Genomic DNA, 24556 nt, shown 5'->3' on the forward strand with positions numbered 1-24556 from the left:
GCTTGTCCATCGTTCGGCAATGATGCCGGGCACGAGATAGCAGCGTTACCGCCTCTCCAATGCCGGGGAGGCTCACGCTGGCGGACGGGCAAGCGCCCCATCCGCACCGAGGCAACGAAGCCGCCAGGACGTGACCGAGAAGGTCGCCGTCCTGGCGGCTTTTTTCGTTTGGAGAACAGGCGATGGCAACGGCGTTCTGGGAGGCAAAGAAGGAAGGCGACAGCGGTTTCTGGTCGAGCGGGCACACGCCGACCCTGATCGCCGCGTTCCTCTATTTCGACCTGGCATTCATGGTGTGGGTGCTGCTGGGGCCGCTCGCACCCGACATAGCGGCGGCACTTGGCCTCAATCCGGCGCAAAAGGGGTTGATGGTGGCGGTGCCGACGCTGGCGGGTGCGGCATTGCGAGTCGTCAACGGTCTGCTGGTCGACCGGATCGGGCCGAAGCGGTCGGGCGCGATCAGCCAGTCGATCGTGATCGTCGGTCTGTTCGCGGCCTGGGCGATGGGGGTGACGACGTTCGCCGGCACGCTGGCACTGGGGTTGGTGCTGGGCTTTGCCGGCGCGAGCTTCGCCATTGCGCTGCCGCTCGCCAGCCGCTGGTATCCGCCCGAGCATCAGGGCAAGGCGATGGGCCTGGCCGGCATGGGGAATTCGGGCACGGTGCTGGCGGCGCTGTTCGCGCCGGCGCTGGCGAAGATGTTCGGCTGGAATGCGGTGCTGGGGCTGGCCTGTATCCCGCTGACCATCGTGTTCGTCCTGTACATGGCGATGGCGAAGGACCCGCCAGGGGCGCCGGCGGCAAAGAGCCTGGCCGAGTATCTGACGCCCCTGCGCCAAGCGGATGCCTGGTGGCTGATGGGCTTCTATTCGGTCACCTTCGGCGGGTTCGTCGGGCTCGCGGCCAGCCTGCCGATCTACTTCACCGACCGTTTCGGGCTGACGACGATCCAGGCCGGCTATGCCACCGCCGCCTGCGTGTTCGCAGGATCGCTGGTGCGGCCGATGGGCGGGGCGCTGGCGGATGCGATCGGCGGGGTCAAAGCGCTCACCGCCGTGTTCGCGCTGGCCGCGCTGGCGCTGGTGGGGGTGAGCCTGTCGGTGACCTTCACCGCGGCGCTCGCCTGTTTCGTGATCGCGATGCTCGCGCTGGGCGTGGGCAATGGTGCGGTGTTCCAACTGGTGCCGCAGCGGTTCGCGGCGGAGATCGGCGTGATGACGGGGCTCGTCGGCATGGCGGGCGGTGTGGGCGGCTTTTACCTCGCCTCCTCGCTCGGCCTCGCCAAGCAGTGGACGGGGAGCTTCGCGCCCGGGTTCCTGATCTTCGCCGGGCTCGCGCTGGCGGCGCTGACCGGACTGGCGCTGGTCAAGGCCGGCTGGCGCGCCCGCTGGGGTGCGGCGGAAGGCGTGCGGATCTGATGCGCGCGGCGCTCGCCCTCCTTTCGCTCCTGGCGAGCCCGGCCGCGGCGCAGACCCTTGCGCCGCTGGTCGAGGCCCGGCTGCGATATGAGCATGCCGATCAGGACGGGCTGCCTGACGCGGCGAACGGCGTCACCGCCCGTGTTCGCGCGGGGGTGATGGTCAGCGAGGGGCGCTGGTCCGCGCTGGCCGAGGCGCAGGGCAATCTCGGCATCGTGAGCGATCACTATGACGGGCTCACCGGTCCCGCCACGCGCCGCCCGCTGATCGCCGATCCGCAGAATGTGGCGCTCTACCGCGCGCAGCTCCAGTATCGCAGCGCCCCGGCGACGATCACGCTGGGGCGCCAGCGGATCGCGCTGGATGACGAACGGTTCGTCGGCGCTATCGCCTTCCGCAACAATGGCCAGACGTTCGACGCGGTACGCGCCGAAGTGACGCCGATCGCCGGGCTCAAGGCCGATGTCAGCTACGCCTGGAGCGTGCGAACGATCTGGGGTGTCGATGGCGCGGACGCCCGGCAGCGGGCCGTGTCGGGCAACAATGTGCTGGCGAACCTCGCCTGGACCTCGCCCGTCGGGACGGTGAGCGGCTTTGCCTATCTGATCGATCAGGACGAGGCGGCGGTGCAGGGCTATCGCCTGACGAGCCAGACCTATGGCGTGCGGCTTGCCGGGGTGCGGCCGATCGGCCGGGGAAAGCTGACCTATCAGGCGAGCTGGGCGCAGCAGTCGGACTGGCATCGCAACCCCAATGACTATTGCGCCGACTATTGGCTGGCCGATGTCGCGCTGGACCTGAACGGGCCGCGGCTGGGTGCAGGATATGAAGTGCTGGGCGCGGATGGCGGCGGGGCGCTGACCAGCTTCCAGACGCCGCTCGCCACCGCATTCAAGTTCCAGGGCTGGGCCGACAAGTTCCTGACCACGCCGCCCGATGGCGTGCGCGATCTCTATGCCTCCGCCGGCTGGGGGTGGAAGGCGATCGGCGGCCTGAAGGCGGTGAGCGTCGGCGCGACCTATCACCGCTTCGAGAGCGACCGGCTGGTGCGGCGCTACGGCGACGAGATCGACCTGCTGGCGCAAGCGAAGCTGGGGCGGACGACCGCCAGCCTTCGCTACGCCGCCTACAACGCGGAACGGCTGCTCACCGATACCAGCAAATTCTGGCTCCAACTGGACTGGACCCTGTGATGAAACACGAACCGATCCGCATCGCGGAGGCCGATCCGCGGCCACACCTCATCGTCATCGGCAACGGCATGGCTGGATGCCGCGCGGTGGAGGAACTGCTCGCCCGCGATCGCGCGCGCTATCGCGTAACGATCTTCGGCGCCGAGCCGCTGGTGAACTACAATCGCATCATGCTCTCCCCCGTGCTGGCCGGGGAGAAGACCTTCGACGATATCGTGATCAACGGGCGCGACTGGTATGATGACAATGGCATCACGCTGATCTCGGGCGATTCGGTGACCGCGATCGACCGCGCGGCGCGCACCGTCACGTCGCGCGGCGGGATTACGATGGAGTACGACCGGCTGCTGATCGCGACCGGCTCCGATCCGTTCATCATCCCGGTGCCGGGCAAGGACCTGCCGGGCGTGATCAGCTTCCGCGACATGAACGACGTGGATGCGATGCTCGCCGCCGCGGCGAAGGGCGGCAGCGCGGTGGTGATCGGCGGGGGGCTGCTGGGGCTGGAGGCGGCGCATGGTTTGAGCCTTCGTGGCATGATAGTGACGGTGCTGCACCTGATGCCGACGCTGATGGAGCGGCAGCTCGACGAGGCCGCGGGCTGGCTGCTCAAGACCGCGCTGGAAGCCCGCGGACAGACGATCCTGACCGGCGCGGATACCGCCGAGATCGTCGGCGACGGGCAGGTGCAGGCGGTGCGGCTGAAGGACGGGACCGAGATTCCGGCCGATCTGGTGGTGATGGCGGTCGGCATCCGCCCTTCCGTCGCGCTGGCGCGTGATGCGGGGCTGGAAATCGGTCGCGGGATCAAGGTGGACGATCACATGGTGACGTCCGACCCGGCGATCCTCGCGGTTGGCGAGTGCGTGGAGCATGACGGGCAGGTCTATGGCCTCGTGGCGCCCTTGTGGGACATGTGCCGCGCGCTGGCCGATGGCCTCGTCGCGGCGCCGAGCGGCTACCGGCCGGCGCCGACCTCGACCAAGCTGAAGGTAGCGGGGCTCGACGTCTTTTCAGCGGGCGACTTCTCCGGCGGCAATGGCGCCGAGGACATCGTGCTGCGCGATGCCAGCCGCGGCATCTACAAGCGTGTCGTCGTCAGGGAGGACCGGATCGTCGGCGCAGTGCTCTATGGCGACACCGCGGACGGCAACTGGTATTTCGACCTGCTGCGCCGGGGCGAGAGCGTTTCCGACATCCGCGACGCACTGATCTTTGGCCAAGCCTTCGCCTCCGGAGGTGGGCAGGTGGACCCTAAGGCGGCCGTTGCGGCGCTTTCCGACGAAGCGGAAATCTGCGGCTGCAACGGCGTAACCAAGGGACAGGTGGTGGCGTGCATCGGCACGGGCGCGCACAGCCTGGATGCGGTGCGATCGGGGTGCAAGGCGTCGGCCAGTTGCGGATCGTGCACCGGACTGGTCGAGACCCTACTGTCGCTGACTTTGGGCGGCGAGGTCGAGGCCGGCCCCAGGACGATGTGCAAGTGCACCAGTTTCGGCCATGACGAAGTCCGCCGCGAGATCGTCGCGCAGGGCATGCGCTCGATCCCCGAGGTCATGCAGAAGCTGCATTGGGCGACCCCCGACGGCTGTTCGGCATGCCGACCGGCGCTCAATTATTATCTGCTCTGCGCGCTGCCCGGCGAGTATGTCGACGACCAGCAGAGCCGCTTCGTCAACGAGCGGATGCACGCCAACATCCAGAAGGACGGGACCTATTCGGTGGTGCCGCGCATGTGGGGCGGGCTGACCAACCCTCGCGAGCTGCGCGCGATCGCGGATGTGGTTGAAAAGTTCAACGCCCCCATGGTGAAGGTGACGGGCGGGCAGCGGCTCGACATCTTCGGGATCAGGAAGGAGGATCTGCCCGCAGTCTGGGCCGATCTCAACGCCGCCGGAATGGTGTCCGGCCACGCTTATGGCAAGTCGCTGCGCACGGTGAAGACCTGTGTAGGCAGCGAATGGTGCCGCTTCGGCACGCAGGACTCGACAGGGCTGGGCGTGAAGCTGGAGCGCGCGACCTGGGGCAGCTGGATGCCGCACAAGTTCAAGATCGCGGTGAGCGGCTGCCCGCGAAACTGTGCCGAGGCAACGATCAAGGACTTCGGCGTGGTGTGCGTCGACAGCGGCTATGAGCTGCACGTCGGCGGCAATGGCGGGATCAAGGTTCGCGCGACCGACCTGCTCTGCAAGGTCGCGACCGAGGGCGAGGCGATGGAGATGTGCGCCGCCTTCATCCAGCTCTACCGCGAAGAGGCGCGCTACCTGGAGCGCACCGCGCCCTGGATCGAGCGTGTTGGGCTTGCGTACATTCAGCAGCGCCTGCTGCCCGATGCCGACGCGCGGGCCGAACTGGCGCGGCGGTTCTTCTTCTCGCAGCAATTCATGCAGGACGATCCCTGGGCCGCGCGCGTGGAGGGTGCGCAGCGTGAGCAGCATGCGCCGATGGCGCGGTTCGAGCCGATCGCGGCGAAGCAGGAGGAAATGGCATGATCGGCGAATGGCTCGATATCGGCTGGGTCGAGGAAATCCCGCTGCGCGGCAGCCGCACGGTGCAGGTCGCGGGCGGCGACGACATCGCCGTCTTCCGTACCGGCGAGGGCAAGGTCTTCGCGCTGCTCGACCGTTGCCCGCACAAGCATGGACGGCTGAGTCAGGGGATCGTCCATGGCGGCGCGGTGGCGTGCCCGCTGCACAACTGGCGGATCAGCCTGGCGACGGGCGAAGCGCTGGGCGAGGACAAGGGGTGCACGCCGGTGGTGCCGATCAAGATCTCTGGCGGGCGGGTGCTGATCTGCCGTGCCAGCACCTTGCTGGCGGCGGCATGACGGCGCGCCTCCCCCTCTCTCTCCCCTTTCGGGAGAGGGGTCGTCCCACGCGGTGTAGCCCGTGACTGTCCCTCCCCCCGCCCTCGCCACGGAGGGGAAAGGGGCATCCGGGGTCCGCACCACCTGTGCTTATTGCGGGGTCGGCTGCGGCATTCGCGCAACCGTCCTCGGCGAACGGCAAGTCGCGGTTGCGGGCGATCCCGATCACCCCGCCAACCGGGGCCTGCTATGCTCCAAGGGCACGCACCTCGGCGAGACGGTGGGACTGGAAGGGCGTCTGCTCCATCCGATGATCGGCAACAAGCGCGCGAGCTGGAACAGGGCGCTCGACCTCGTCGCCCGCCGCTTCCGTGACACGATCGCGCAGCATGGCCCGAACAGCGTCGCCTTTTATGTCTCCGGCCAGCTGCTGACCGAGGACTATTACGTCGCCAACAAGCTGATGAAGGGCTTCATCGGCTCGGCCAACATCGACACCAACTCGCGGCTGTGCATGTCCAGTGCGGTCGCGGGCCACACCCGCGCGTTCGGCGAGGATGTCGTCCCCGCCAGCTACGAGGACATCGACGCGGCGGACCTGGTCCTGCTGGTCGGATCCAACACCGCCTGGTGCCACCCAATCGTGTACCAGCGCATCATGGCGGCGCGGGCGGCGCGAGGCACCAAGCTGGTGGTGATCGACCCGCGGCGAACCGAGACGGCCGAGGACGCCGACCTCCACCTTGCGATCCGGCCAGGTAGCGATGTTGCGCTAATGAATGGTCTGCTTGCGCATTGCCGGCGCGAAGGACTGACCGACGATCGCGGCCTCGACGTGCCGGAAGGCTTCTGGGAGGCGCTCGATACCGATCTCTGGTCAACCGCACGCGCCTGCGACGTGCCACCGGCCGACCTGAATCGCTTGTTTGACCTGTTCGCCGCGCATCCCCGCACCCTCACCCTGTTCAGCCAAGGGGTGAACCAGTCGCTGCACGGCACCGATCAGGTCAACGCGATCCTGAACCTCCATCTCGCCACCGGCCGGATCGGCAGACCCGGCGCAGCGCCGTTCTCGATTACCGGCCAGCCCAATGCGATGGGCGGGCGAGAGGTGGGCGGGCTTGCCACCACACTGGCCGCACACATGGACTTCGCGCCCGAGAATGTCGCCCGGGTCGGACGCTTCTGGGCGGCCGCGCGAATGGCGACCAGGCCGGGCCTCAAGGCGGTGGACCTGTTTCGCGCGATCGGCGAGGGCCGGATAAAGGCGCTTTGGATCATGGCCACCAATCCGGCGGTGTCGATGCCGGATGCGGCCCGCGTGCGCGAAGCGCTGGCCGCCTGCCCGTTTGTCGCGCTCTCGGACGTGGTGGCGGAGACCGACACGAGCGCGTTCGCGCATGTCCGCCTGCCAGCTGCCGCATGGGGCGAGAAGGACGGCACCGTCACCAATTCCGAGCGCACCGTCAGCCGGCAGCGTGCGGTGCTGCCGTTGCCCGGGGAGGCGCGCCCCGACTGGTGGATCGTGAGCGAGGTGGCGCGGCGGATGGGCTGGGCCGACGCCTTTGCCTATCGCCGCCCGGCGGACATCTGGCGCGAGCACGTTCGCCTGTCGCGCTACGAAAACGACGGCGCGCGGCTGTTTGCCCTGCCGGCGGAGGCTGGCCACACCTACGACAGCTATGACGCGCTGCCGCCGTTCCGCTGGGGCGGCGTGCCGTTCACCGACGGGCGCTATCCGACGCCGAGCGGTCGTGCGCGGCTGGTGTCGGTCCGTCAGTCGCGGGTGGAGACGCCCTTGCGTGACTGGCCGATGACGCTCAACACCGGCCGATATCGCGATCACTGGCACACGATGACGCGCACCGGCCTGTCGCCCCGGCTCGCGCGGCACCGCGAGGAACCGCTGGTGGAGGTGCATCCGCAGGATGCCGCGGCACTGGGTCTCGCGGACGGGGGCCTCGCCCGCGTTTCCACCCCGCAAGGCGCGAGCCTGTACCGGGTCTCGCTGCACGACGGGCAGCGCCCCGGTGAGCTGTTCGTGCCGATCCACTGGACCGACCGCACCGCCAATGGCGGTCGCACCGGCGTCCTGCCGCGCCCGCTTGCCGACCCGCATTCGGGCCAGCCCGGCTTCAAGAACACGCCTGCGCGGATCGAGGCGGTGGTGCCGGCGTGGCGCGGCTTCCTGATCGGGCGCGATCCGCTCCAGCCGCTGCCGGCGACCTTGTGGGCGACACGGGTCACGGTGCCTGGCGGCAGCCTGATCGAACTGGCAGGTGACGGCGATCCGGAGTCGCTCGAAGCGCTGCTCCCGCCGGGCGAGCGCATCGAGGCGCGAGACCAGGCACGTGGCAGCTGGCGGGTGGCGGTGCTCGATCGCGGGCGGGTGGCGGCGGTGCTGCTGGTGGCGCGCGACGGCATGCTGCCGCCGCGCGACTGGCTGATCGCGCAACTCGGTCAGGAGGCACCGCCGACGCTGCTCGCCGGGCGCGCGCCCGGGGTGGCGCTGGAGCGCGGGACGATCGTCTGCGCCTGTTTCGATGTCGGCCTGGTCACGCTCACCCGCGCGATCGCCGAACAGCGGCTCACCGACGTCGCCGCGATCGGCCGGGCGCTGGGCGCGGGCACCAATTGCGGCTCGTGCCGCCCGGCGCTCGCGCGCCTGATCACTCAGGCCGAGGAGACAATCGATGCCGTCACCGCATGAGTTCGCACCAGGTACGGTCTGGCTGGTCGGCGCCGGCCCCGGCGATCCGGACCTGCTGACCCGCAAGGCGCTGCGCCTGATCGAGGCGGCCGACATCGTCTTCCACGATGCCTTGATCGGCCGCGGCGTGCTGGACCTGATCCCCGAGGGCACGGAGCGCGTGTCGGTCGGCAAGCGCGCCGGCCGGCATTCAAAGGACCAGGGCACGATCAACGACCTGCTGCTGGCCGCGGCGCAGGCGGGTCGGCGCGTCCTGCGCCTGAAGGGAGGCGATCCCTCCATTTTCGGTCGATCGGGCGAGGAGACGTCTCACCTGTCCGGCCACGACATACCCGTCCACGTCTGTCCCGGCATCACCGCCGCCAGCGCGGCGGCGGCCTCCAGCGGAGTGTCGCTGACGCTTCGCGGCCTGGCGCGATCGCTCACCTTCGTCACCGCACATGCGCGTGCCGGCGAGGCGATCGACCTCGACTGGTCCGCGCTCGCCGCGCCTCAGGGCACGCTTGCGGTCTACATGGGCCGCGCCGCCGCGGGCACGATCGCGGCGAGGCTCATGGCGGTAGGGCGCGATCCTGCCACGCCGGTGCTGATCGTGGTCAACGCGTCGCTGCCCGACGAGCGGATCGTTCATGGCCGCCTCTCGGCACTGTCCTTCCTTGTCGAGACGATCAGCGACGACGACCCTACCCTCCTCCTGATCGGGGAGGCGGTTCGATCTCTTGATACAAAGATAACGCGAAACACCGACAGATTTGTAGCTAGTGCAGTCGAATAATAATCAAGGGAATGTATCGGTGACGTTTTTTATTGTTCCTTCTTGCGGCTAGCCGCGTTTCCTCCTTTACACAGCGAGTTGCTGCACCGCTTGCCTGATCGTGCTTTTGACGCACGAAGTATATACGTAGACTGGATGCTTTGAGCCGTGCGGACATCGCGGTGTGCTCACAGACCGCGGACCCACCTGACACCGAAATGTCGTCGATGCACGTCGGGCGTTTGCGGCCCGCGAACATGCGGATTGACGGACCGGCGAGAGGGTGCAAGAGGGCCCTTCTCACGGACCTGTACCCTGCGCCGGTTCGGCGCGGCTAAGTCCCTGAAATGCGGGTGTAGCTCAATGGTAGAGCAGAAGCTTCCCAAGCTTACGACGAGGGTTCGATTCCCTTCACCCGCTCCAGCCTTCAGATGCCGCCGTCCGTCACCTGATAGCCCGCTGCTTCCAACGCCGCTGTGAGGTCGGCGAGGCAGCGGTCGACCAGCGCCGCTTCGGGGGAGCGGACGACGAAGTTTGCGCCGACCCGGCCCTCGCGGAAGAAGGGGTAGCTGCCGATCGCGACGCCCGCGTGGCGGCGCTCCGCCTCCCGCAGCAGGTCCGCCACCTCGCTTTCGGCCACCCAGCAGCCGATCGTGCGGCTGACCACCGGGCGCCCGCCCTCCAGCGTGCCGGTAAGCGCATCGAGCATGCCTGCGGTGATGTGCGGCACGCCCGCCATGATGAACAGGTTGCCGATGCGGATGCCGGGCGCGCCGGACAGGCGGTTCTCGATCAGTTGCGCGCCCTCGGGCACCCGCGCCATGCGGAGGCGCGCCTCGGTGACGCCCCCGCGCGTGGCGTAATAACGCTCCAGCACCGCCACCGCCTGCGGGTGATGGGTGACGCCGACGCCCAGCGCCGCCGCGATCGCGTCCACGGTGATGTCGTCGTGCGTCGGTCCGATGCCGCCGGTGGTGAACAGATAGTCGTTGCGCGCGCGCAGCGTATTCACCGCCTCGACGATCGCCATCTCGCGGTCCGCGACCACGCGCACCTCGGCCAGGCGTATGCCCTGCACGTTCAGCCATGCAGCGATCTGCGCGACATTCTTGTCCTGCGTGCGCCCTGACAGGATCTCGTCGCCGATCACCACCAAAGCGGCGGTCCAGATGCGTTCGCTTGGGAAGGCGCTCATGGCGGGGGACATACCCTCGCATCATGGCGGCCGTCACGCTATATCCTCGGGCGATGACCGACTATGTGACGATGACCAGCGACGCCCCGATCACCCGTACCGGCGCGATCAAGCTCCACGGCCCCGACGCGTTCGCGGGGATGCACAAGGCGGGGCGGCTGTGCGCGGAAACGCTGGACATGCTGGCTGCGCACATGGTGCCGGGTGTGACCACCGGCGAGATCGACCGGCTGATCTACGATTTCGTCACCGCCGCCGGCGCGGTGCCCGCCACGCTCGGCTATCGCGGCTATGGCTATTCCAGCTGCATCTCGATCAACCATGTCGTCTGCCACGGCATCCCTGGCGACAAGGCGCTGAAGTCCGGCGACATCGTCAATGTCGACGTGACCCCGATCGTCGACGGCTGGCATGGCGATTCGAGCCGCATGTACCTGATCGGCGACGTGCCGCTGAAGGCGCGCCGGCTTGTGGACGTGACCTACGAATGCCTGATGCTGGGTATCGAGCAGGCAAAGCCCGGCAACCAGATGGGCGATGTCGCCCACGCGATCCAGCGGCATGCCGAGGCGCATCGCTATGGCGTGGTGCGCGATTTCTGCGGGCACGGCGTCGGCCGGCTGTTCCACGACGCGCCGGAGGTGGTGCATGTCGGCAAGCCGGGCACCGGGCCGGAGCTCAAGCCCGGCATGATCTTTACCATCGAGCCGATGATCAACATCGGCCGCGCCGACGTGAAGCTGCTCGACGACGGCTGGACCGCGGTGACGCGCGACCGCTCGCTCTCCGCGCAGTTCGAGCATTCGGTGGGGATCACCGAGACCGGGTGCGAAATCTTCACGCTTTCGCCGGCGGGGTTCAACCGGCCGCCGTACTGAGGGGCGCTTGCCGGCGCCGCGCATGAAGAGGGCGAGACCGCGAGATCCCGCCCTTCCCCTTTGCCCCCCGGCTTCTTGCTTCAGGCGGTGCGCTTGCGGCCCAGGCGGCGGCCCAGCGCGGCGAGGCCGACCGCGAACAGGCCGAGCGTCGCAGGCTCGGGCACGGGCGCCGGGCTGCCCGGCTTGGTGCCGAAGGCGACATTGTCGACCTCGAAGCTGGTGCCGGTGCTGGCGAACACGATCGAGGCGATGCCCGAGAAGCCCTGCGCCGGATCGAGTGTGTAGCTGACGTAGCGGTTGGTGGCGCCCGAGCCCTGGTCGCCGTTCGCGGGCGGGATGTCCGCTCCCGTGAAGCTGGCGATCAGCTTGCCGGCCGCGTCGAGCAACTTCACCGCGTTGAACGAGTCGATCGAGCCCCAGTAGAAGCCGACCGACTGATAGCCCTTGTCGGCGGTGACGGTGGCGCTGGTACGGTCGGCGACCAGATAGTTGGTGGCATCGCCCGCCGGCGCGGCATAGCCGGACCCATTGCCACGAACGACCTTACCGCCATTCAGCGAAAAGCCGGTAGGCAGCGGCGAATCGAACGTCACCACCTTGGCCCAGCTGGGCAGCGAGGCGGTCTGGTCAAACGCATCGTTGGTGATGGTCTGCGCCTGCGCCGCGCCTGCCGTCGAAAGCGCGATCGCCGCGCCGATGATCCACTGCTTCACTTGGCCTTACCCCTGCCCGTCTGATCTATGAAACGGGCTATCGCGGCGCGCGGCTTCGGCGGAAGCAAGGAAGATGGTTAAGGCGGCAGTACCTAGCCATTTCTGCGCGTCCGCGGTTGCCGGTACGAGGAACCGTGCCAGCGCGGCACAAAGTAGCGGCTAAGCCTCCCTTAACGCTCCCCCCTTACGTCATCCTTCACGGAACGGCAGTGCCGCGGCTGGGCGGCGCCGACGGAGAATCGGGCATGCGCAAGGGTTGGATCATCGGCGGAGTCGCGGCGGTGGCGCTGGTGGGATCGGCGGCTGCGTTCGTCTCGCACCGGAGCGCGCCGCCCCCGGCCGCGCGGACGCCGCAGCACCGGCTGGTCTTTGCGCTGCCCGAAGAGAAGGCCGGCGATCCGACGCAGCTCGCCGCGGTGGCGGCGCGCATGCCCCGCGATGCCGACGTTTGGGCCCGCCTGGGCAACGCCCGCCTGCGCAAGCGCGCTTTCGCCGCAGCGGCGGACGCCTATCGCAAGGCGCTGGCGATCGATCCGGAGCGCGCGGAGACGTGGTCGGCGCTGGGCGAGGCCTATATCCAGAGCGAGCGCGCCACCTCCGCCAGCATGCCCGCGGCGGCGAAGGAAGCTTTCGCCCGTGCCCGCGCGCTCGATCCGGGCGACCTGCGTGCACGCTTCTACCAGGCGATGGAGCATGATTTCGCCGGCCGGCACGACCTGGCGGTAGGCCAATGGCTCCAGATGCTGCGCGAGGCGCCGATGGGCTCGGACGCCGACGAGGCGATCCGCGCCGCGCTCGGCTGGTCGGTCAACCGCAACCTTTCGCTGATCAAGGCCGAACTGAGCCGCGCCACCGCCGCCCAGCCCCAAGCTGGTCGAGAAGCCGAAGGGGTGACTCCTTGACCCCCTCCCCGCTTGCGGGGAGAGGGAGAGGCTCAGCGCCGCCCGCGCCAGATCTTCACCGGCGCGCCCGGCTTGAGCCCGCCCTGGTGCGCCGGGCAGGTGGCGTAGCGGAAGCGGGTGTCTAGGCAGAGCCACACCTCGTCCAGCCAGCCCTGCTTGGTGGCGGTGATCCGCATCATCTCCGGCTTGATCCCCGGATTGGCGCGCGCGATCGCGCTTGCGAGCCGGCCCGCGGTCAGCGGGCGGCGCGACAGCGCGATCATGTCCGGGTAGCGCAGCTGGCGATAGAGCCCGGTCGAACGGTTGAAATATTCCGCGGGAGAGACCCCCGGCATGCAGGTGCCGTGCTTGGCCCATTCGTGCTGCTGGAGCTGTGCCGAGGGCGTCACGCACAGATTGCGCCGGATCAGCGAGGGCGGCAGCAAAGTGGTCGCCTCGCAATATTGCGGCCATTCCGTGCCCTTGCCGTCCGGCCACAGGCCGTGGAGCACGAAGCCGAAGCGGTTGCCGCTGCACTGGAAAGCGTTGGCGGGCTCGCGCGCCTTGCTGCGGCAATATTGCGGCGACCAGGAGATGGCGAGCGTATAGCCGCCGAGCGGGCGCAGCCGCTTGGGCTGGCTCGCGCTCGGCAGGTCGGGCCGCACCTCGGGGATGCGCTCGGGGATGCGGCAGCTGTACGCCTGCGCCAGCGCCGGGGCGGGCGCCAGCAGCGCGGCGACAAGCGCGAGCGACTTCACGACAGGACCTCCGCTTCGGAACGATCGAACCAGGCGCGCGCCGCGGGGGCGAACAGCCCCGCCGTCGCGGCGACGTTGAGCCCGCTGGCGAGCAGCGACAGCAGGGTCGCGACCGGATCGGCCGAATGGCCCACCACCAGCCGCCCGGCGACGATCACCAGCGCCAGCGCCGAGAAGACGCCGCCAACCATCGCCATCACCCGCCCCGCCGGGCTACGCCGGCGCACCAGCGCCCAGATCAGCACCGACAGTGCGAGCACGCCCGCGAACCCCGCCGGGACCAGCCATTCATAGCCGACCAGGGCGGGCGAGCGCGCGGTGAGCGCCTGCCGCTCGTCCCAAGACAGCGCCGAAGCGGCAAGCCAGGCGAGCACCGATGCGGGATACAGCATCTCGAAGCGGCGGACGGTCTCGGGCTTCATGCGCCTCCCCCAGGCCCCTGGGGGGCAAAATCGAGGCCGATATCCGCCGCGGGGGCGGACTGGGTCAAGCGGCCGACGCTGATGTAGGTGACGCCCGTTTCGGCGATCCCCCGGATCGTCTCCAGCGTCACCCCGCCCGACGCCTCGGTCGGCACCCGGCCGTCGACCAGCGCCACCGCGTCGTGGAGCATCGCCGGCGGCATGTTATCGAGCAGCAGATGCGTCGCGCCCGCATCCAGCGCCGGCGCGATCTGATTGATCCGGTCGACCTCGACGATGATCTCGGCAATGCCAGCGTCACGCGCACGGCGGGTCGCCTCGCCGACGCTGCCGGCGACCGCGACGTGATTGTCCTTGATCATCGCCGCGTCCCACAGCCCCATGCGGTGGTTCTTCGCCCCGCCCATGCGCGTGGCATATTTCTCCAGCACGCGCAGGCCGGGGACGGTCTTGCGCGTATCGAGCAGGGTTGCGCCGGTGCCGGCGATCCGCTCCACATAGGCGTGGGTCAGCGTGGCAATGCCCGATAGGTGTTGCACCGTGTTGAGTGCCGACCGTTCGGCGGTGAGCAGCGCGCGGGCGTTTCCGGCAAGCCGCATCAAATCGTCGCCGGCCGCAACGCGATCGCCATCCGCGACCAGCGACACGATCTCGACCTGAGGATCGAGCCGGCGGAAGAACGCGGCGGCAATCTCCAGGCCAGCGACGGTAATCCCGTCGCGCGAGTCCATGGCGCCTGCAAATCGCGCCTCTGCCGGGATCACCGCCGCGGAAGTGACGTCCCCGCCCTCCCCCAGATCCTCGGCGAGTACGGCGGTGACGAACGCATCCAGATCGAAGCCGGCAATCACGGCAGCGCCTCCCCGGGTTCAACGCCCCACAATCGCGGCACCTCGACGAAGCCGGCCTGGCCGTTGACGTCCAGCCGGCACCAGCCGTTCCCGCATTCGCTCAACTTGCCGATCACGCCTTTCTCCGCGCGCCATACCACCCGTGCGCCCGGCGACGGCCGCTCGCGCAGCTCCGCCACCGGCTCGGTGACATAGCCGGTCCGCGTCGCGCTCAGCAGCGATCCCAGCATCCACCCCTGCGTGCCGCCCGGATCCTCTACCTTGCGCCATTCCTTGTAGGTCTCGACCACGCGCACCGGCAGGTCTGCACGCACGTAGAGCCAGCTGGCCGGATAGGTCCGCCCGGGGCCGGTGCGCATCCGTGCCTTGCCCGCCTGGATCGACGCATAATAAGGCGGCTTGCGCTTCTCCTGCGCCACCGCGCCACCCGCGAGCGCAAACGCCGCAGCCGCCGCCAAGAGTGATCCGATCCGTCGCATGCAGTGTCCCCTGTTCGCGCGCGACCGTAGCGCCCCCGGCCCCGGCTTCAACCGGCGTTGACGTGGGTCCGGCGCTTCGCCAAGCCTGTGTGCCATGGCCCGGCGCTGCCCCAACCCCCATGTCATCGTCACGCGCGAGCTGCCCGACCTGACGATGCAGCGGATGGACGCGCTGTTCGATGCCGAGCTCAATCGCGGCGACACGCCGATGAGCCGCGAGGCATTGGCCGAGGCGATGGCGCGCTGCGACGTGCTGGTCCCCACCGTCACCGACGTGATCGATGCGGGGCTGATTGAGGGCGCGGGCGAGCGTCTGAAGCTGATCGCCAACTTCGGCGCGGGCGTGAACCATATCGACCTCAAGGCCGCACGCGGCCGCGGCATCATCGTCACCAACACGCCCGGCGTTCTCACCGAGGATACCGCGGACATGACCATGGCGCTGATCGTCTCGGTGCCGCGCCGGCTGGCGGAGGGCGAGAAACTGGTGCGATCGGGGCAATGGGCGGGGTGGAGCCCTGGCGGCATGCTGGGCCATCGCATCGGCGGCAAGGCTTTGGGCATCGTCGGCATGGGGCGGATCGGCCAGGCGGTGGCGCGGCGCGCGCGCGCCTTCGGCCTGTCGATCCATTACCACAATCGCAGCCGCCTGCCCAAGGTCGTCGAGGCGGAGTTCGGCGCGCAATGGCACCCGAACCTCGACGAGATGCTGGGTGCCATCGACATCCTGACCATCCACACGCCGCTCAACGCCGACAGCCGCGACCTGATCGACGCGCGCCGCATCGCCCTGCTCCGCCCCCACGTCTTCCTGATCAACGCCAGCCGCGGCGGCATCGTCGACGAGGAGGGGATGGTGGACGCGCTGGAAGGCGGCCGCCTTGCGGGTGCGGGGCTGGACGTGTGGCGGCACGAGCCCGCGATCGACCCGCGGCTGCTCGCCCTGCCCAACGTCGTGATGACCCCGCACATGGGCTCCGCCACCTTTGAGGGCCGGATCGCCACGGGGGACAAGGTGATCGCCAACATCCGCATGTGGGCGGACGGCCATCGCCCGCCCGACCAGGTGCTGGAAGGCTGGGCATGAAGTAGCGAAACGAAACGTTTCCGGCGGAACCGAGCACGCGCGCAGGTCTTTGTTGCGGCGCAAGAATAATCCTCGGGAGACGCACCATGAAGAAGACCCTGATCACCACCGCCCTGCTGCTCGCCGCCGGCTCCAGCCTGGGTGCCTGCTCGACCCTGCGCGGCGCCGCGATCGGCGGCGCGGGCGGCGCCGGTGTCGCCGCAGTCTCGGGCGGCGACGTCGAGAAGGGCGCTGCGGTCGGCGGCGTCGGCGGCGCGGTGGTCGGCACGGTGGTGGACGACTGACGACCCAACCCTCTCCCCGCGTGCGGGGAGAGAGAAAGCCGCAAAGCGGCGAGGGAGAGGGGAAGGACGATACGGCGTCCTTGCCGCACTGCCCCTCTCCCCGACCCTCTCCCCAGAAGGGAGAGGGAGAAAGAGTAGACACATCACCACGCCGCGATAATCTCTCCGCGTGCCCCCCTCCCCCTCCGAATGGCGCCGCGGCTGGCCGGTCGTGCTCGCCGCCGCGATCGGCATCGGCACCGGGCCGGGGCTGTTCCAGAACCTTTCCAGCCTGTTCATCCCCGGGCTGATCGCCGAGTTCGGCTGGACGCGCGGGCAGATCGGCACCGCCGCCGCACTCGGCCTGCTCGCCAGCATCGCCACGCCCTTCCTCGGCCGGCTGGTCGACCGGTTCGGCGCACGACCGATGATCGTCAGCGCGATGCTGCTGCTCGCCGCCACCTATCTCGGCATGACCGCAATGGCCGGGCCGTTGTGGCAATATCAGGCGCTGATCGCCTTGCTGGCGCTGACCGTGCCGGGCACCAGCGGGGTGGTCTATGCCAAGCTGATCGCCGCGCGCTTCGTCGCGCACCGCGGCCTGGCGCTGGGCCTCGCCACCTCCGGCCTGTCGGTGACCACGCTGGCGATGCCGCCGCTGATCGGTGCGGCGATCGCGAGCGAAGGCTGGCGCGCGGGGTTCGTGACGCTGGCGGGGATCGTCGCGCTGCTCGCGCTGCCGGCGGTGCTGATCGCGCTGCGCGGCGCGCCCGCGGGGCCGACCCGCCCCGCACCCGATGAGGCCGACGCCACCCCGGTCGAGGGCCTGACCGGCGCGGAGGCGCGGCGCGACGGGCGCTTCTGGCGGCTGGCGATCGCGGTGGCGCTGATCAACTTCGGCTCGGTCGGCCTCGTCACCTCGCTGGTGCCGTTCGGCCTCGACCGCGGGCTTGGCGAGGCACAAGCGGCGGCGCTGCTGGCGAGCTTCGGCGCCTCCCAGATGGTCGGCCGGCTCGCGATCGGCTGGCTGATCGACCGGTATCGCCCGCAGACCATGGCGGCGCTGTTCGCGCTCGCTTCCGCCGCCGCTTTTGCGGTGCTGGCAGGCGGCGCGAGCAGCTTCGCGCTGCTGATGGTTGCGGTGTTCTTCGCCGGCCTGATGAACGCCGCCGAGCAGGACCTGCTGCCCTATTTCGGCGTGCGCCTGTTCGGCCTGCGCGCGTTCGGCGAGGTCTATGGCACCGTGCTGGTCATCGCGCTCGCCGGCACCGCCAGCGGCATCGCCGGCTTCGGTCGCCTCCACGACGCGACCGGCGGCTACACCGTGGCGCTGACGATCGCGGCGGCGGCGCTGGTGGGATCGGCGCTGCTGTTCCGGACGCTCACGGATCGGGAGCTGCCGGCGGCGCAGGTCATTGCGGCGAGTTACGACTAGCGCTCACTTAAATACCACTCGCTGCCCGGCTCGGGTAAACGTGTGAACGAGCAGGCAGCACGCGTGTAACGCAAGATCAGATCGCCCGCTTGATGATAGGCGGTAATCGCATTTCCACTGCCAGATGTTACTCTATCGCCGCGAATCCGCTCGAAGGCATAAGAAGTGCCATCCGTGACGAAGTCCGGGCTACCTGCGAAGCCGTCAAGCTGTTTGTCCAACGCAGCAGTTAAAGCGCGATATCCAGCCGCTGGCATTTGGCAGGTATACCGCGCACGAGGCTTCGGCTGCGGCCAACTCTCATCGACAATCAAGATACCATTCGCAGTGGGCCATCCCGGTTGAAGCGTTAGAGCGAGCGCATAGACGTTTCGTTGCAGTTCGGCGGAGGCGATGAAGCGCAGCCCGTCCGGTGCGAGTATGCGGCCGGGGGGCAGAGCCTCAAGATAAGGAAGCCATCTTCTATCCTGGATCGAACCGGATCGGTAAGCAGTCAAAGCCATCCGCGCCTGCTCGGTGCGATGTTGTTGCACCCGCATCCATATGATCGCCAGCAGCGACCCAAGTAGGAGGGCGGCGAGTAGCCATCCTACAAAGCCGATGCGGTTCAGCCCGCGTCGCCAGCGTGGTGTCCCCATCCCCTCACGCTAACACACCCGCCACCCCGCGCAACGCCACCCCATTTCGCTTCCGTTCCGGCCCTCTCCTGCCTATATCCTGTCCATGGCAGAACCCCAGAATTCGAACGATTACGGCGCCTCCTCGATCAAGGTGCTGAAGGGCCTGGATGCGGTGCGCAAGCGGCCGGGCATGTATATCGGCGATACCGACGACGGCTCGGGCCTCCACCATATGGTGTTCGAGGTGAGCGACAATGCGATCGACGAGGCGCTCGCGGGCCATTGCGACCGTATCGACATCCAGCTGAACCCGGACGGCTCGGTTTCCGTCACCGACAACGGCCGCGGCATCCCCACCGGCATCCACCCGGAGGAGGGCGTCAGCGCCGCCGAGGTGATCATGACCCAGCTTCACGCCGGCGGTAAGTTCGAGAACACGTCGGATACCAACGCCTATAAGGTCTCGGGCGGGCTCCACGGCGTCGGGGTGTCGGTGGTCAACGCGCTGTCCGAGTTCCTGGATCTCACCATCTGGCGCGACGGGCAGGAGCATTACATGCGCTTCGCCCATGGCGATGCGGTCGCGCCGCTGAAGATCGTCGGCCCCGCCGCCGAGGGGCAGAAGGGCACGCGCGTCACCTTCCTGCCCTCCCCCGCCACCTTCAAGATCACCGAGTTCGACTTCGACAAGCTCGAGCACCGCTACCGCGAGCTCGCCTTCCTCAACTCGGGCGTGCGGCTGTTCCTCACCGACGCGCGGCACGAGGAGCCCAAGTCGGTCGAGCTTTATTACGAGGGCGGAATCGCCGCCTTCGTGAAATATCTCGATCGCGCCAAGGCGCCGTTGTTCCCGGAGCCGATCGCCATCTCCGGCCTGCGCGACGACATCGGCATCGACGTCGCTCTGGAGTGGAATGACTCCTATTACGAGAACGTCCTCTGCTTCACCAACAACATCCCCCAGCGTGACGGCGGCACCCACCTCGCCGCCTTCCGCTCGGCGCTGACCCGCACGCTCAATGCCTATGCCGAGAAGAGCGGGATGCTGAAGAAGGAGAAGGTGACGCTCACCGGCGACGACATGCGCGAAGGGCTCACCGCGATCGTCTCGGTCAAGCTGCCCGATCCGAAATTCTCGTCGCAGACCAAAGACAAGCTCGTCTCGTCCGAGGTGCGCCAGCCGCTCGAGGCCTTGCTCGCCGACAAGATGGCCGACTGGCTGGAGGAGAATCCCGCCAACGCGCGCCAGATCATCCAGAAGGTGATCGACGCCGCCGCCGCGCGCGAGGCCGCCAAGAAGGCGCGCGAGGCCAGTCGCAAGTCGGTGATGGGTGTTGCTTCCCTCCCAGGAAAGCTCGCCGACTGCCAGGAGAAGGACCCGGCCAAGTCCGAGTTGTTCCTCGTGGAGGGCGATTCGGCCGGCGGCTCGGCCAAGCAGGGCCGAGACCGCCACTTTCAGGCGATCCTGCCCCTGCGCGGCAAGATCCTCAATGTCGAGCGCGCGCGCTTCGACCGGATGCTGGGATCGAAGGAGATCGGCACGCTGATCCAGGCGATGGGCACCGGCATCGGCCGCGACGAGTTCAACGCCGACAAGCTGCGCTATCACAAGATCGTCATCATGACGGACGCGGACGTCGACGGCGCGCACATCCGCACCCTGCTGCTCACCTTCTTCTACCGCCAGATGCCCGAGTTGATCGAGCGCGGGCACCTCTTCATCGCGCAGCCGCCGCTCTACAAGGCGACGCGCGGGCGCAGCGAAGTGTATCTCAAGGACGATCAGGCGCTCGACGAATACCTCCTCGAGGCCGGCGTGGCGGCGACCTCGCTCGACGGGATCGGCACCGGCGAGCCGCTCCGCCACCTGGTCGATCATGCCCGCCGCATGCGGACGCTGATGCGCTATGCCCCGCGCCGCTACGATCCCGTGATCATCGAGGGGCTGGCGCTGGGCGGCGCGCTCGATCCCGAGGTGGACCGTGACGCGCGCGCGCTGCGCCTTGCTGAGGTCACCCGCCGGCTCGACCAGGGCGACACCGAGGCGAGCTGGACCGCGCGGATGACCGAGGAAGGTGGCTTCCACTTCGAGCGGCTGTGGCGCGGCGTCACCGATCACCATGTCATCGAGGCGGCGTTCGTCACCTCCGCCGAGGCGCGTAAGCTCCACGCGCTCGCCGCAGAACAGGCCGACACCTACACGCACGCGCACAAGCTCGTCTCCACCAAGGCCGCGACTCAAGAGGCGCCGGTCGATGCCGTGCAGACCGACGAGGAGGGCGAGGAAACCGTCATCATCGGCAAGGGGGAGACCCTGGTCGCACGCCCGTCGCAATTGCTCGACGCGATCCTGGCGATCGGCCGCAAGGGCCTCGCCATCCAGCGCTACAAGGGCCTGGGCGAGATGAACGCCGAGCAGCTCTGGGAGACCACGCTCGATCCCGGCAACCGTTCGATGCTGCGCGTCGAGATCAGCCAGGCGGACGTGGCGGACGAGATCTTCACCCGCCTGATGGGCGACGTGGTGGAGCCGCGCCGCGAGTTCATCCAGGACAATGCGCTGAGCGTCGCCAACCTGGACGTGTAGCGGGACGTGTAACGCGGAGCCGCCGCCCTGCGATCAGGACGGCGGCTCGGTCTCGCCCTCAGCGGAGGGTGCGCTCGCGCACCATGCGCCGAAGCGCCGCGCCAGCTCGGCCAGGCTCACCGCGCCGAGCCGCGCGACCAGCAGCGCCTCCGCCTCGTGCAGCGCGTCTTCCAGCGCCGCATTGACCACCTTCTCCACCGCGCAGTTCGGATCGGCATGCTCGGACCCGATCGCGAACAAGCGTGGCCGGCCGACCGCGCGATGCACGTCGAGCAGCGACACCTGCCGCAGGTCGCAGGCGATCGCCCAGCCGCCGCCATGCCCCTTCTCCGAGCGGACGTAGCCGGCATCGCGCAAGCCCGCCATGGTGCGACGGACGACCACCGGATTGCTGCCCAGCATGCGCGCGATCGCCTCGGACGTGAGCGGCCCGTCGCGCTGCGCCATGTGGAGCAGCACGTGGAGCATTCGTGAAAGCCGGCTGTCGGTGCGCATCGATGCGACCTGTGCACACGCGCCGCGATTGGCAAGCGCTGCTCGTCACGCTACTTATGATGTTACGTGATTCGTAGGAGCCCGGAATGCGAGAGTTCGAGAACCCCGATCATTGGGACACCGCGGCCGCCCATTACGAGCAGACCGCCCATCCCTTCACCGCGCTTTTCGCCCGCGATGCGCTCGCCCGCGTGCCGCTGACGCCTGAAAGCCGCGTGCTCGATGTCGCCGCGGGCACCGGTGCGCTGTCGCTGGCGGCGGCGGACACTGGCGCGCACGTGCTCGCGACCGATTTCTCGCCCGGCATGGTCGCCCGCATCGCCGCCGCCGGGCTACCCAATGTCGAGGCGCAGGTGATGGACGGTCAGGCGCTCGCGCTGCCCGACGCTGCGTTCGATGCGGTCTTTTCCATCTTCGGGGTGATCATGTTCCCCGACTGGCGGCGCGGGCTGGCCGAAATGGCGCGGGTCACCCGCGCCGGCGGCACGGGCGTGATGGCCACTTGGCAGGATCGGGGCGCGGCGACCTTCCTGCTACTGGGGCAGATCCGCGCAAAGCTGTGGCCAGAGCGCGCGGGCATGTCGATGCCCGAGGCGATCGGCACGCTCGGCACGCCGGAGGGCTGCGTGCGCGAACTGGTGGCTGCCGGCTACCGCGACCCGCAGGTCCACCATGTGACCCATGACTTTGAGGTCGAGATCGCGCGGCTCGCCGATCCCGACACTTTGTTCGGCATGTCGCCCGACTGGACCAGCCTGACCGACGCGGAGAAGACGCAGGTTGTCGCGGAGGTACGCAACATGGCGGGGAACCGGCCCATCCTGCCTGTGCCCTCCACCGCCCTGATCGCGGTCGCCACCCGCTGAGGCGACGCTTGACTCTCGCCCTCGCATAACGAAAGTTACGTCCGCGACGGCACAGCCGCGCGGGGATGGGAGAGCGCGTGATGAGACTGGTCAGCGACCATGTCGTGGAGGGCCGTCCCGGCCCCGGCTTCGGCCAGATCTATCCGACTTTGGACGGCGTCGACCTGACCGACATCTGGCGCTTCCGCGACGGCCAGCCCTGGGCGGATTTCGCGCGGATGCGCGCCGAGGCGCCGGTGATGTGGCACCCCGAGAGCCACGGCTATCCCGGCTTTTGGGCACTGACCCGCTTCGAGGACGTCAAGCAGGTCAACGGCGATCCCAAAACCTTCTCCAGCGAGGTCGGCGGCATCCTGATGGCGCTGGGCGATAAGGCGACCGCGCATCCGGCGCTGTTCTCCGCCAATTTCAACTCGATGATCAACCTCGATGCCTCGCCGCACCGCCAGCTGCGGCGCGAGCACATGCCCTTCTTCACCGCCGGCTACATGCGCCAGCTGAAGGACAAGGTCGCCGCCGAGGTGACCCGCCTGCTCGACCAGATGGCGCCCACCGGCAGGTGCGACCTGGTCGGCCTGTTTTCCAGCCACATGCCCGTGTTCACGCTTTGCGAAATGCTGGGCGTGCCAGCGGAGGACCGCGAGAAGTTCGTCCGCTGGATCCACTTCCTGGAGATGGCGCAGCAGCTGGCGGTGGAGCGGATCGAGGATCTCAAGAGCGGCGGGCCGCCCAGCCCCGAGATCATGGCGTTCATCCAGCTGTTCAACACCAACGTCGAGGACATGTTCGCCTATGGCCGCGAGATGATGTTCCGCCGCCGTGCCGAGCCGCGCGACGACATGCTCAGCGCGATCGCCAACGCCAAGGTGGACGGCGAGCTGCTGCCGGTCGAGTATCTCGACGGCGCCTGGCTGCTGATCGTGTTCGCAGGTAACGACACCACGCGCAACTCGCTGTCCGGTGCGATGAAGCTGTTCACCGAGAACCCGGACCAGAAGGCGAAGCTCCAGGCCGATCCCTCGCTGCTGACCAATGCGGTGCACGAGATCACCCGCATGGTCTCCCCCGTCATCTACATGCGCCGCACGGCGACGGTGGACACCGAGGTGAACGGGCAGAAGATCGCCGCCGGCGAGAAGTTGATCATGTATTATGGCGCCGCCAATCGCGATCCGGCCATGTTCCCCCATCCCGACCGGTTCGACATTACGCGGGCGAATGCCGAAAAGAACATTGCCTTCGGCCACGGCCCGCACATCTGCATCGGCCGCCTCGCCGCGCAGCTCCAGCTGGAGGAAAGCTATCGCCAGATGTTCGCGCGCTTCCCCGACATCCGCTGGTCGGGCGACATCGACATCGCGCCCAACAACTTCGTCCATGCGGTACGGCGGCTGGAGGTGGAATTCACCCCCGAACGCGTCGCGCGCGCGGCGTAAAGCCGGCTTTCATCCCGAGGCCGTTCGTGCTGAGCGAAGTCGAAGCACCTTGTCGGGCGTAGTGCTTGCCCTTCGACTTCGCTCAGGGCGAACGGAGGTGGTGCAAGTTGCGCGAGAACTTACGCGGCGAATAGCTCCAGCTGCTGGCGCTTGGGCGCGACCAGCGGTTTGAGCTCGGCACGGTCGGAGAGCACCACCGGCCGCCAGTCCTCCGCGACGATGAACGGCCGCACCTTGGTGATCGAGACGGTCAGCCGCGCGACATCGTCCAGCCGCAACCGGCGCCAGCGGCGCGAGGCGAGGATGTTGGCGACCGCCTTAGTCCCCAACCCCGGCACGCGCAGCAGCAGTTCCTTGGGCGCGCGGTTGACGTCCACCGGGAAGCGGTCGCGGAACTTCAAGGCCCAGGCGAGCTTGGGATCAATGTCGAGCGGCAGCATGCCGGTCTGCGCATCGGTGGCGGCGACCACCTCCTGCGGCTGAAAGCCATAGAAACGCATCAGCCAGTCGGACTGGTACAGCCGGTGCTCGCGCATCAGCGGCGGGCGCTGGAGCGGCAACACCGCGCTCGCATCCGGGATCGGGCTGAACGCCGAATAATAGACGCGGCGCAGCTCGAACCGGTCGTACAGGGTGGAAGCCTTGCGGACGATGTCGCCATCAGTTGCGGCATCCGCGCCGACGATCATCTGCGTCGACTGGCCTGCCG

22 protein-coding genes, 1 tRNA gene and 1 pseudogene are annotated in these 24556 nt (G+C 68.5%); 15 read left to right on the forward strand and 9 right to left on the reverse strand.

Annotation, left to right across the window (positions count from 1 at the left end):
* Positions 1 to 182: 182 nt before the first annotated feature.
* The 7 genes from ACFDTH_RS10545 to ACFDTH_RS10575 all read left to right on the forward strand — a co-directional run bounded on the left by ACFDTH_RS10545 (position 183) and on the right by ACFDTH_RS10575 (position 9304).
* Positions 183 to 1418 (forward strand): nitrate/nitrite transporter, encoded by a 1236-nt coding sequence (locus tag ACFDTH_RS10545; protein ID WP_375287483.1) that lies wholly within the window; start codon positions 183 to 185, stop codon positions 1416 to 1418.
* Positions 1418 to 2611, forward strand: a complete 1194-nt coding sequence (locus tag ACFDTH_RS10550) for an alginate export family protein (RefSeq protein WP_375287484.1) — start codon at positions 1418 to 1420, stop codon at positions 2609 to 2611. Before ACFDTH_RS10545 ends, ACFDTH_RS10550 begins: the two co-directional genes overlap by 1 nt.
* Positions 2611 to 5103, forward strand: a complete 2493-nt coding sequence (gene nirB / locus ACFDTH_RS10555; protein WP_375287485.1) for a nitrite reductase large subunit NirB — start codon at positions 2611 to 2613, stop codon at positions 5101 to 5103. Before ACFDTH_RS10550 ends, nirB begins: the two co-directional genes overlap by 1 nt.
* Positions 5100 to 5438, forward strand: a complete 339-nt coding sequence (gene nirD / locus ACFDTH_RS10560) for a nitrite reductase small subunit NirD (protein ID WP_375287486.1) — start codon at positions 5100 to 5102, stop codon at positions 5436 to 5438. Before nirB ends, nirD begins: the two co-directional genes overlap by 4 nt.
* Positions 5439 to 5499: 61 nt before the next feature.
* Positions 5500 to 8127: a molybdopterin-dependent oxidoreductase gene (locus tag ACFDTH_RS10565; RefSeq protein ID WP_375287487.1), complete on the forward strand. Its 2628-nt coding sequence runs from the start codon at positions 5500 to 5502 to the stop codon at positions 8125 to 8127.
* Complete coding sequence (gene cobA, locus ACFDTH_RS10570) at positions 8111 to 8902, forward strand: uroporphyrinogen-III C-methyltransferase (protein WP_375287488.1); 792 nt, start codon at positions 8111 to 8113, stop codon at positions 8900 to 8902. The genes ACFDTH_RS10565 and cobA overlap by 17 nt, the downstream gene beginning before the upstream one ends.
* A 328-nt stretch (positions 8903 to 9230) precedes the next feature.
* Positions 9231 to 9304, forward strand: a tRNA-Gly gene (locus tag ACFDTH_RS10575).
* 4 nt (positions 9305 to 9308) lie between these two features.
* Here the strand turns inward: ACFDTH_RS10575 and ACFDTH_RS10580 are convergent.
* Positions 9309 to 10076, reverse strand: a complete 768-nt coding sequence (locus tag ACFDTH_RS10580) for a competence/damage-inducible protein A (protein WP_375287489.1) — start codon at positions 10074 to 10076, stop codon at positions 9309 to 9311.
* 53 nt (positions 10077 to 10129) lie between these two features.
* Between ACFDTH_RS10580 and map the strand changes: the two genes are divergently transcribed.
* Positions 10130 to 10954 carry a type I methionyl aminopeptidase gene (map, locus tag ACFDTH_RS10585; RefSeq protein WP_375287490.1) on the forward strand — a complete coding sequence of 275 codons (825 nt, stop codon included), beginning with the start codon at positions 10130 to 10132 and terminating at the stop codon, positions 10952 to 10954.
* Positions 10955 to 11034: 80 nt separating this feature from the next.
* On the opposite strand, the gene ACFDTH_RS10590 is transcribed toward map, so the two are convergent.
* Entirely contained in the window at positions 11035 to 11667 is a 633-nt protein-coding gene (locus ACFDTH_RS10590; RefSeq protein ID WP_375287491.1) for a PEP-CTERM sorting domain-containing protein, read from the reverse strand.
* A gap of 245 nt (positions 11668 to 11912) precedes the next feature.
* Between ACFDTH_RS10590 and ACFDTH_RS10595 the strand changes: the two genes are divergently transcribed.
* A complete protein-coding gene (locus tag ACFDTH_RS10595) occupies positions 11913 to 12569 on the forward strand; it encodes a tetratricopeptide repeat protein (RefSeq protein ID WP_375287492.1) in 657 nt (218 codons plus the stop codon).
* 32 nt (positions 12570 to 12601) lie between these two features.
* Here the strand turns inward: ACFDTH_RS10595 and ACFDTH_RS10600 are convergent, their stop codons facing one another.
* From ACFDTH_RS10600 to ACFDTH_RS10615, 4 genes are read right to left on the reverse strand one after another with little or no spacing between them, the layout of a single operon-like run.
* The gene (locus tag ACFDTH_RS10600) at positions 12602 to 13306 is read right to left on the reverse strand and encodes a ribonuclease T (RefSeq protein ID WP_375287493.1); all 705 of its coding nucleotides are present in this window, start codon (positions 13304 to 13306) and stop codon (positions 12602 to 12604) included.
* Complete coding sequence (locus tag ACFDTH_RS10605) at positions 13303 to 13728, reverse strand: hypothetical protein (RefSeq protein ID WP_375287494.1); 426 nt, start codon at positions 13726 to 13728, stop codon at positions 13303 to 13305. Before ACFDTH_RS10605 ends, ACFDTH_RS10600 begins: the two co-directional genes overlap by 4 nt.
* Positions 13725 to 14579 (reverse strand): carboxylating nicotinate-nucleotide diphosphorylase, encoded by an 855-nt coding sequence (nadC, locus tag ACFDTH_RS10610; protein ID WP_375287495.1) that lies wholly within the window; start codon positions 14577 to 14579, stop codon positions 13725 to 13727. Before nadC ends, ACFDTH_RS10605 begins: the two co-directional genes overlap by 4 nt.
* Positions 14576 to 15058 carry an SH3 domain-containing protein gene (locus ACFDTH_RS10615; protein ID WP_375287496.1) on the reverse strand — a complete coding sequence of 161 codons (483 nt, stop codon included), beginning with the start codon at positions 15056 to 15058 and terminating at the stop codon, positions 14576 to 14578. The genes nadC and ACFDTH_RS10615 overlap by 4 nt, the downstream gene beginning before the upstream one ends.
* A 94-nt stretch (positions 15059 to 15152) precedes the next feature.
* Here ACFDTH_RS10615 and ACFDTH_RS10620 point away from each other — a divergent pair, with 94 nt between their 5' ends.
* From ACFDTH_RS10620 to ACFDTH_RS10630, 3 genes are all read left to right on the forward strand, one after another.
* Positions 15153 to 16145 (forward strand): 2-hydroxyacid dehydrogenase, encoded by a 993-nt coding sequence (locus tag ACFDTH_RS10620; protein WP_375287497.1) that lies wholly within the window; start codon positions 15153 to 15155, stop codon positions 16143 to 16145.
* A gap of 86 nt (positions 16146 to 16231) precedes the next feature.
* Positions 16232 to 16429, forward strand: a complete 198-nt coding sequence (locus ACFDTH_RS10625) for a hypothetical protein (RefSeq protein WP_375287498.1) — start codon at positions 16232 to 16234, stop codon at positions 16427 to 16429.
* 169 nt (positions 16430 to 16598) lie between these two features.
* Complete coding sequence (locus ACFDTH_RS10630) at positions 16599 to 17843, forward strand: MFS transporter (RefSeq protein WP_375287499.1); 1245 nt, start codon at positions 16599 to 16601, stop codon at positions 17841 to 17843.
* Here the strand turns inward: ACFDTH_RS10630 and ACFDTH_RS10635 are convergent.
* Positions 17840 to 18481, reverse strand: coding sequence for a hypothetical protein (locus ACFDTH_RS10635; RefSeq protein WP_375287500.1), 642 nt, complete (start codon positions 18479 to 18481; stop codon positions 17840 to 17842). The genes ACFDTH_RS10630 and ACFDTH_RS10635 overlap by 4 nt on opposite strands.
* Before the next feature lie 85 nt (positions 18482 to 18566).
* Between ACFDTH_RS10635 and gyrB the strand changes: the two genes are divergently transcribed.
* Positions 18567 to 21050 carry a DNA topoisomerase (ATP-hydrolyzing) subunit B gene (gyrB, locus tag ACFDTH_RS10640; RefSeq protein ID WP_375287501.1) on the forward strand — a complete coding sequence of 828 codons (2484 nt, stop codon included), beginning with the start codon at positions 18567 to 18569 and terminating at the stop codon, positions 21048 to 21050.
* 33 nt (positions 21051 to 21083) lie between these two features.
* On the opposite strand, the gene ACFDTH_RS10645 is transcribed toward gyrB, so the two are convergent.
* On the reverse strand, positions 21084 to 21545 hold the full coding sequence (locus tag ACFDTH_RS10645; RefSeq protein WP_375287502.1) for an Rrf2 family transcriptional regulator: 462 nt from the start codon (positions 21543 to 21545) through the stop codon (positions 21084 to 21086).
* An 86-nt stretch (positions 21546 to 21631) separates the two neighbouring features.
* Between ACFDTH_RS10645 and ACFDTH_RS10650 the strand changes: the two genes are divergently transcribed.
* Together ACFDTH_RS10650 and ACFDTH_RS10655 are read left to right on the forward strand one after the other, a co-directional pair.
* Complete coding sequence (locus tag ACFDTH_RS10650) at positions 21632 to 22411, forward strand: class I SAM-dependent methyltransferase (RefSeq protein ID WP_375287503.1); 780 nt, start codon at positions 21632 to 21634, stop codon at positions 22409 to 22411.
* A gap of 80 nt (positions 22412 to 22491) precedes the next feature.
* On the forward strand, positions 22492 to 23847 hold the full coding sequence (locus ACFDTH_RS10655; protein ID WP_375287504.1) for a cytochrome P450: 1356 nt from the start codon (positions 22492 to 22494) through the stop codon (positions 23845 to 23847).
* Positions 23848 to 23966: 119 nt separating this feature from the next.
* On the opposite strand, the pseudogene ACFDTH_RS10660 reads toward ACFDTH_RS10655, so the two are convergent.
* Positions 23967 to 24556 (reverse strand): annotated as a pseudogene (locus ACFDTH_RS10660) (biotin synthase); the annotation flags it as partial.

This window comes from Sphingomonas sp. (assembly GCF_042096255.1).
Lineage (GTDB): Bacteria > Pseudomonadota > Alphaproteobacteria > Sphingomonadales > Sphingomonadaceae > Sphingomonas.

Excerpts from the sequence above, each read along its gene's own strand:
- ACFDTH_RS10545 (WP_375287483.1), top strand. The coding sequence starts at position 183 with ATGGCAACGGCGTTCTGGGAGGCAAAGAAGGAAGGCGACAGCGGTTTC.
- ACFDTH_RS10550 (WP_375287484.1), top strand. The coding sequence starts at position 1,418 with ATGCGCGCGGCGCTCGCCCTCCTTTCGCTCCTGGCGAGCCCGGCCGCG.
- nirB (WP_375287485.1), top strand. The coding sequence starts at position 2,611 with ATGAAACACGAACCGATCCGCATCGCGGAGGCCGATCCGCGGCCACAC.
- nirD (WP_375287486.1), top strand. The coding sequence starts at position 5,100 with ATGATCGGCGAATGGCTCGATATCGGCTGGGTCGAGGAAATCCCGCTG.
- cobA (WP_375287488.1), top strand. The coding sequence starts at position 8,111 with ATGCCGTCACCGCATGAGTTCGCACCAGGTACGGTCTGGCTGGTCGGC.
- ACFDTH_RS10580 (WP_375287489.1), bottom strand. The coding sequence starts at position 10,076 with ATGAGCGCCTTCCCAAGCGAACGCATCTGGACCGCCGCTTTGGTGGTG.
- map (WP_375287490.1), top strand. The coding sequence starts at position 10,130 with ATGACCGACTATGTGACGATGACCAGCGACGCCCCGATCACCCGTACC.
- ACFDTH_RS10595 (WP_375287492.1), top strand. The coding sequence starts at position 11,913 with ATGCGCAAGGGTTGGATCATCGGCGGAGTCGCGGCGGTGGCGCTGGTG.
- ACFDTH_RS10605 (WP_375287494.1), bottom strand. The coding sequence starts at position 13,728 with ATGAAGCCCGAGACCGTCCGCCGCTTCGAGATGCTGTATCCCGCATCG.
- ACFDTH_RS10615 (WP_375287496.1), bottom strand. The coding sequence starts at position 15,058 with ATGCGACGGATCGGATCACTCTTGGCGGCGGCTGCGGCGTTTGCGCTC.
- ACFDTH_RS10620 (WP_375287497.1), top strand. The coding sequence starts at position 15,153 with ATGGCCCGGCGCTGCCCCAACCCCCATGTCATCGTCACGCGCGAGCTG.
- ACFDTH_RS10625 (WP_375287498.1), top strand. The coding sequence starts at position 16,232 with ATGAAGAAGACCCTGATCACCACCGCCCTGCTGCTCGCCGCCGGCTCC.
- ACFDTH_RS10635 (WP_375287500.1), bottom strand. The coding sequence starts at position 18,481 with ATGGGGACACCACGCTGGCGACGCGGGCTGAACCGCATCGGCTTTGTA.
- gyrB (WP_375287501.1), top strand. The coding sequence starts at position 18,567 with ATGGCAGAACCCCAGAATTCGAACGATTACGGCGCCTCCTCGATCAAG.
- ACFDTH_RS10645 (WP_375287502.1), bottom strand. The coding sequence starts at position 21,545 with ATGCGCACCGACAGCCGGCTTTCACGAATGCTCCACGTGCTGCTCCAC.
- ACFDTH_RS10650 (WP_375287503.1), top strand. The coding sequence starts at position 21,632 with ATGCGAGAGTTCGAGAACCCCGATCATTGGGACACCGCGGCCGCCCAT.
- ACFDTH_RS10655 (WP_375287504.1), top strand. The coding sequence starts at position 22,492 with ATGAGACTGGTCAGCGACCATGTCGTGGAGGGCCGTCCCGGCCCCGGC.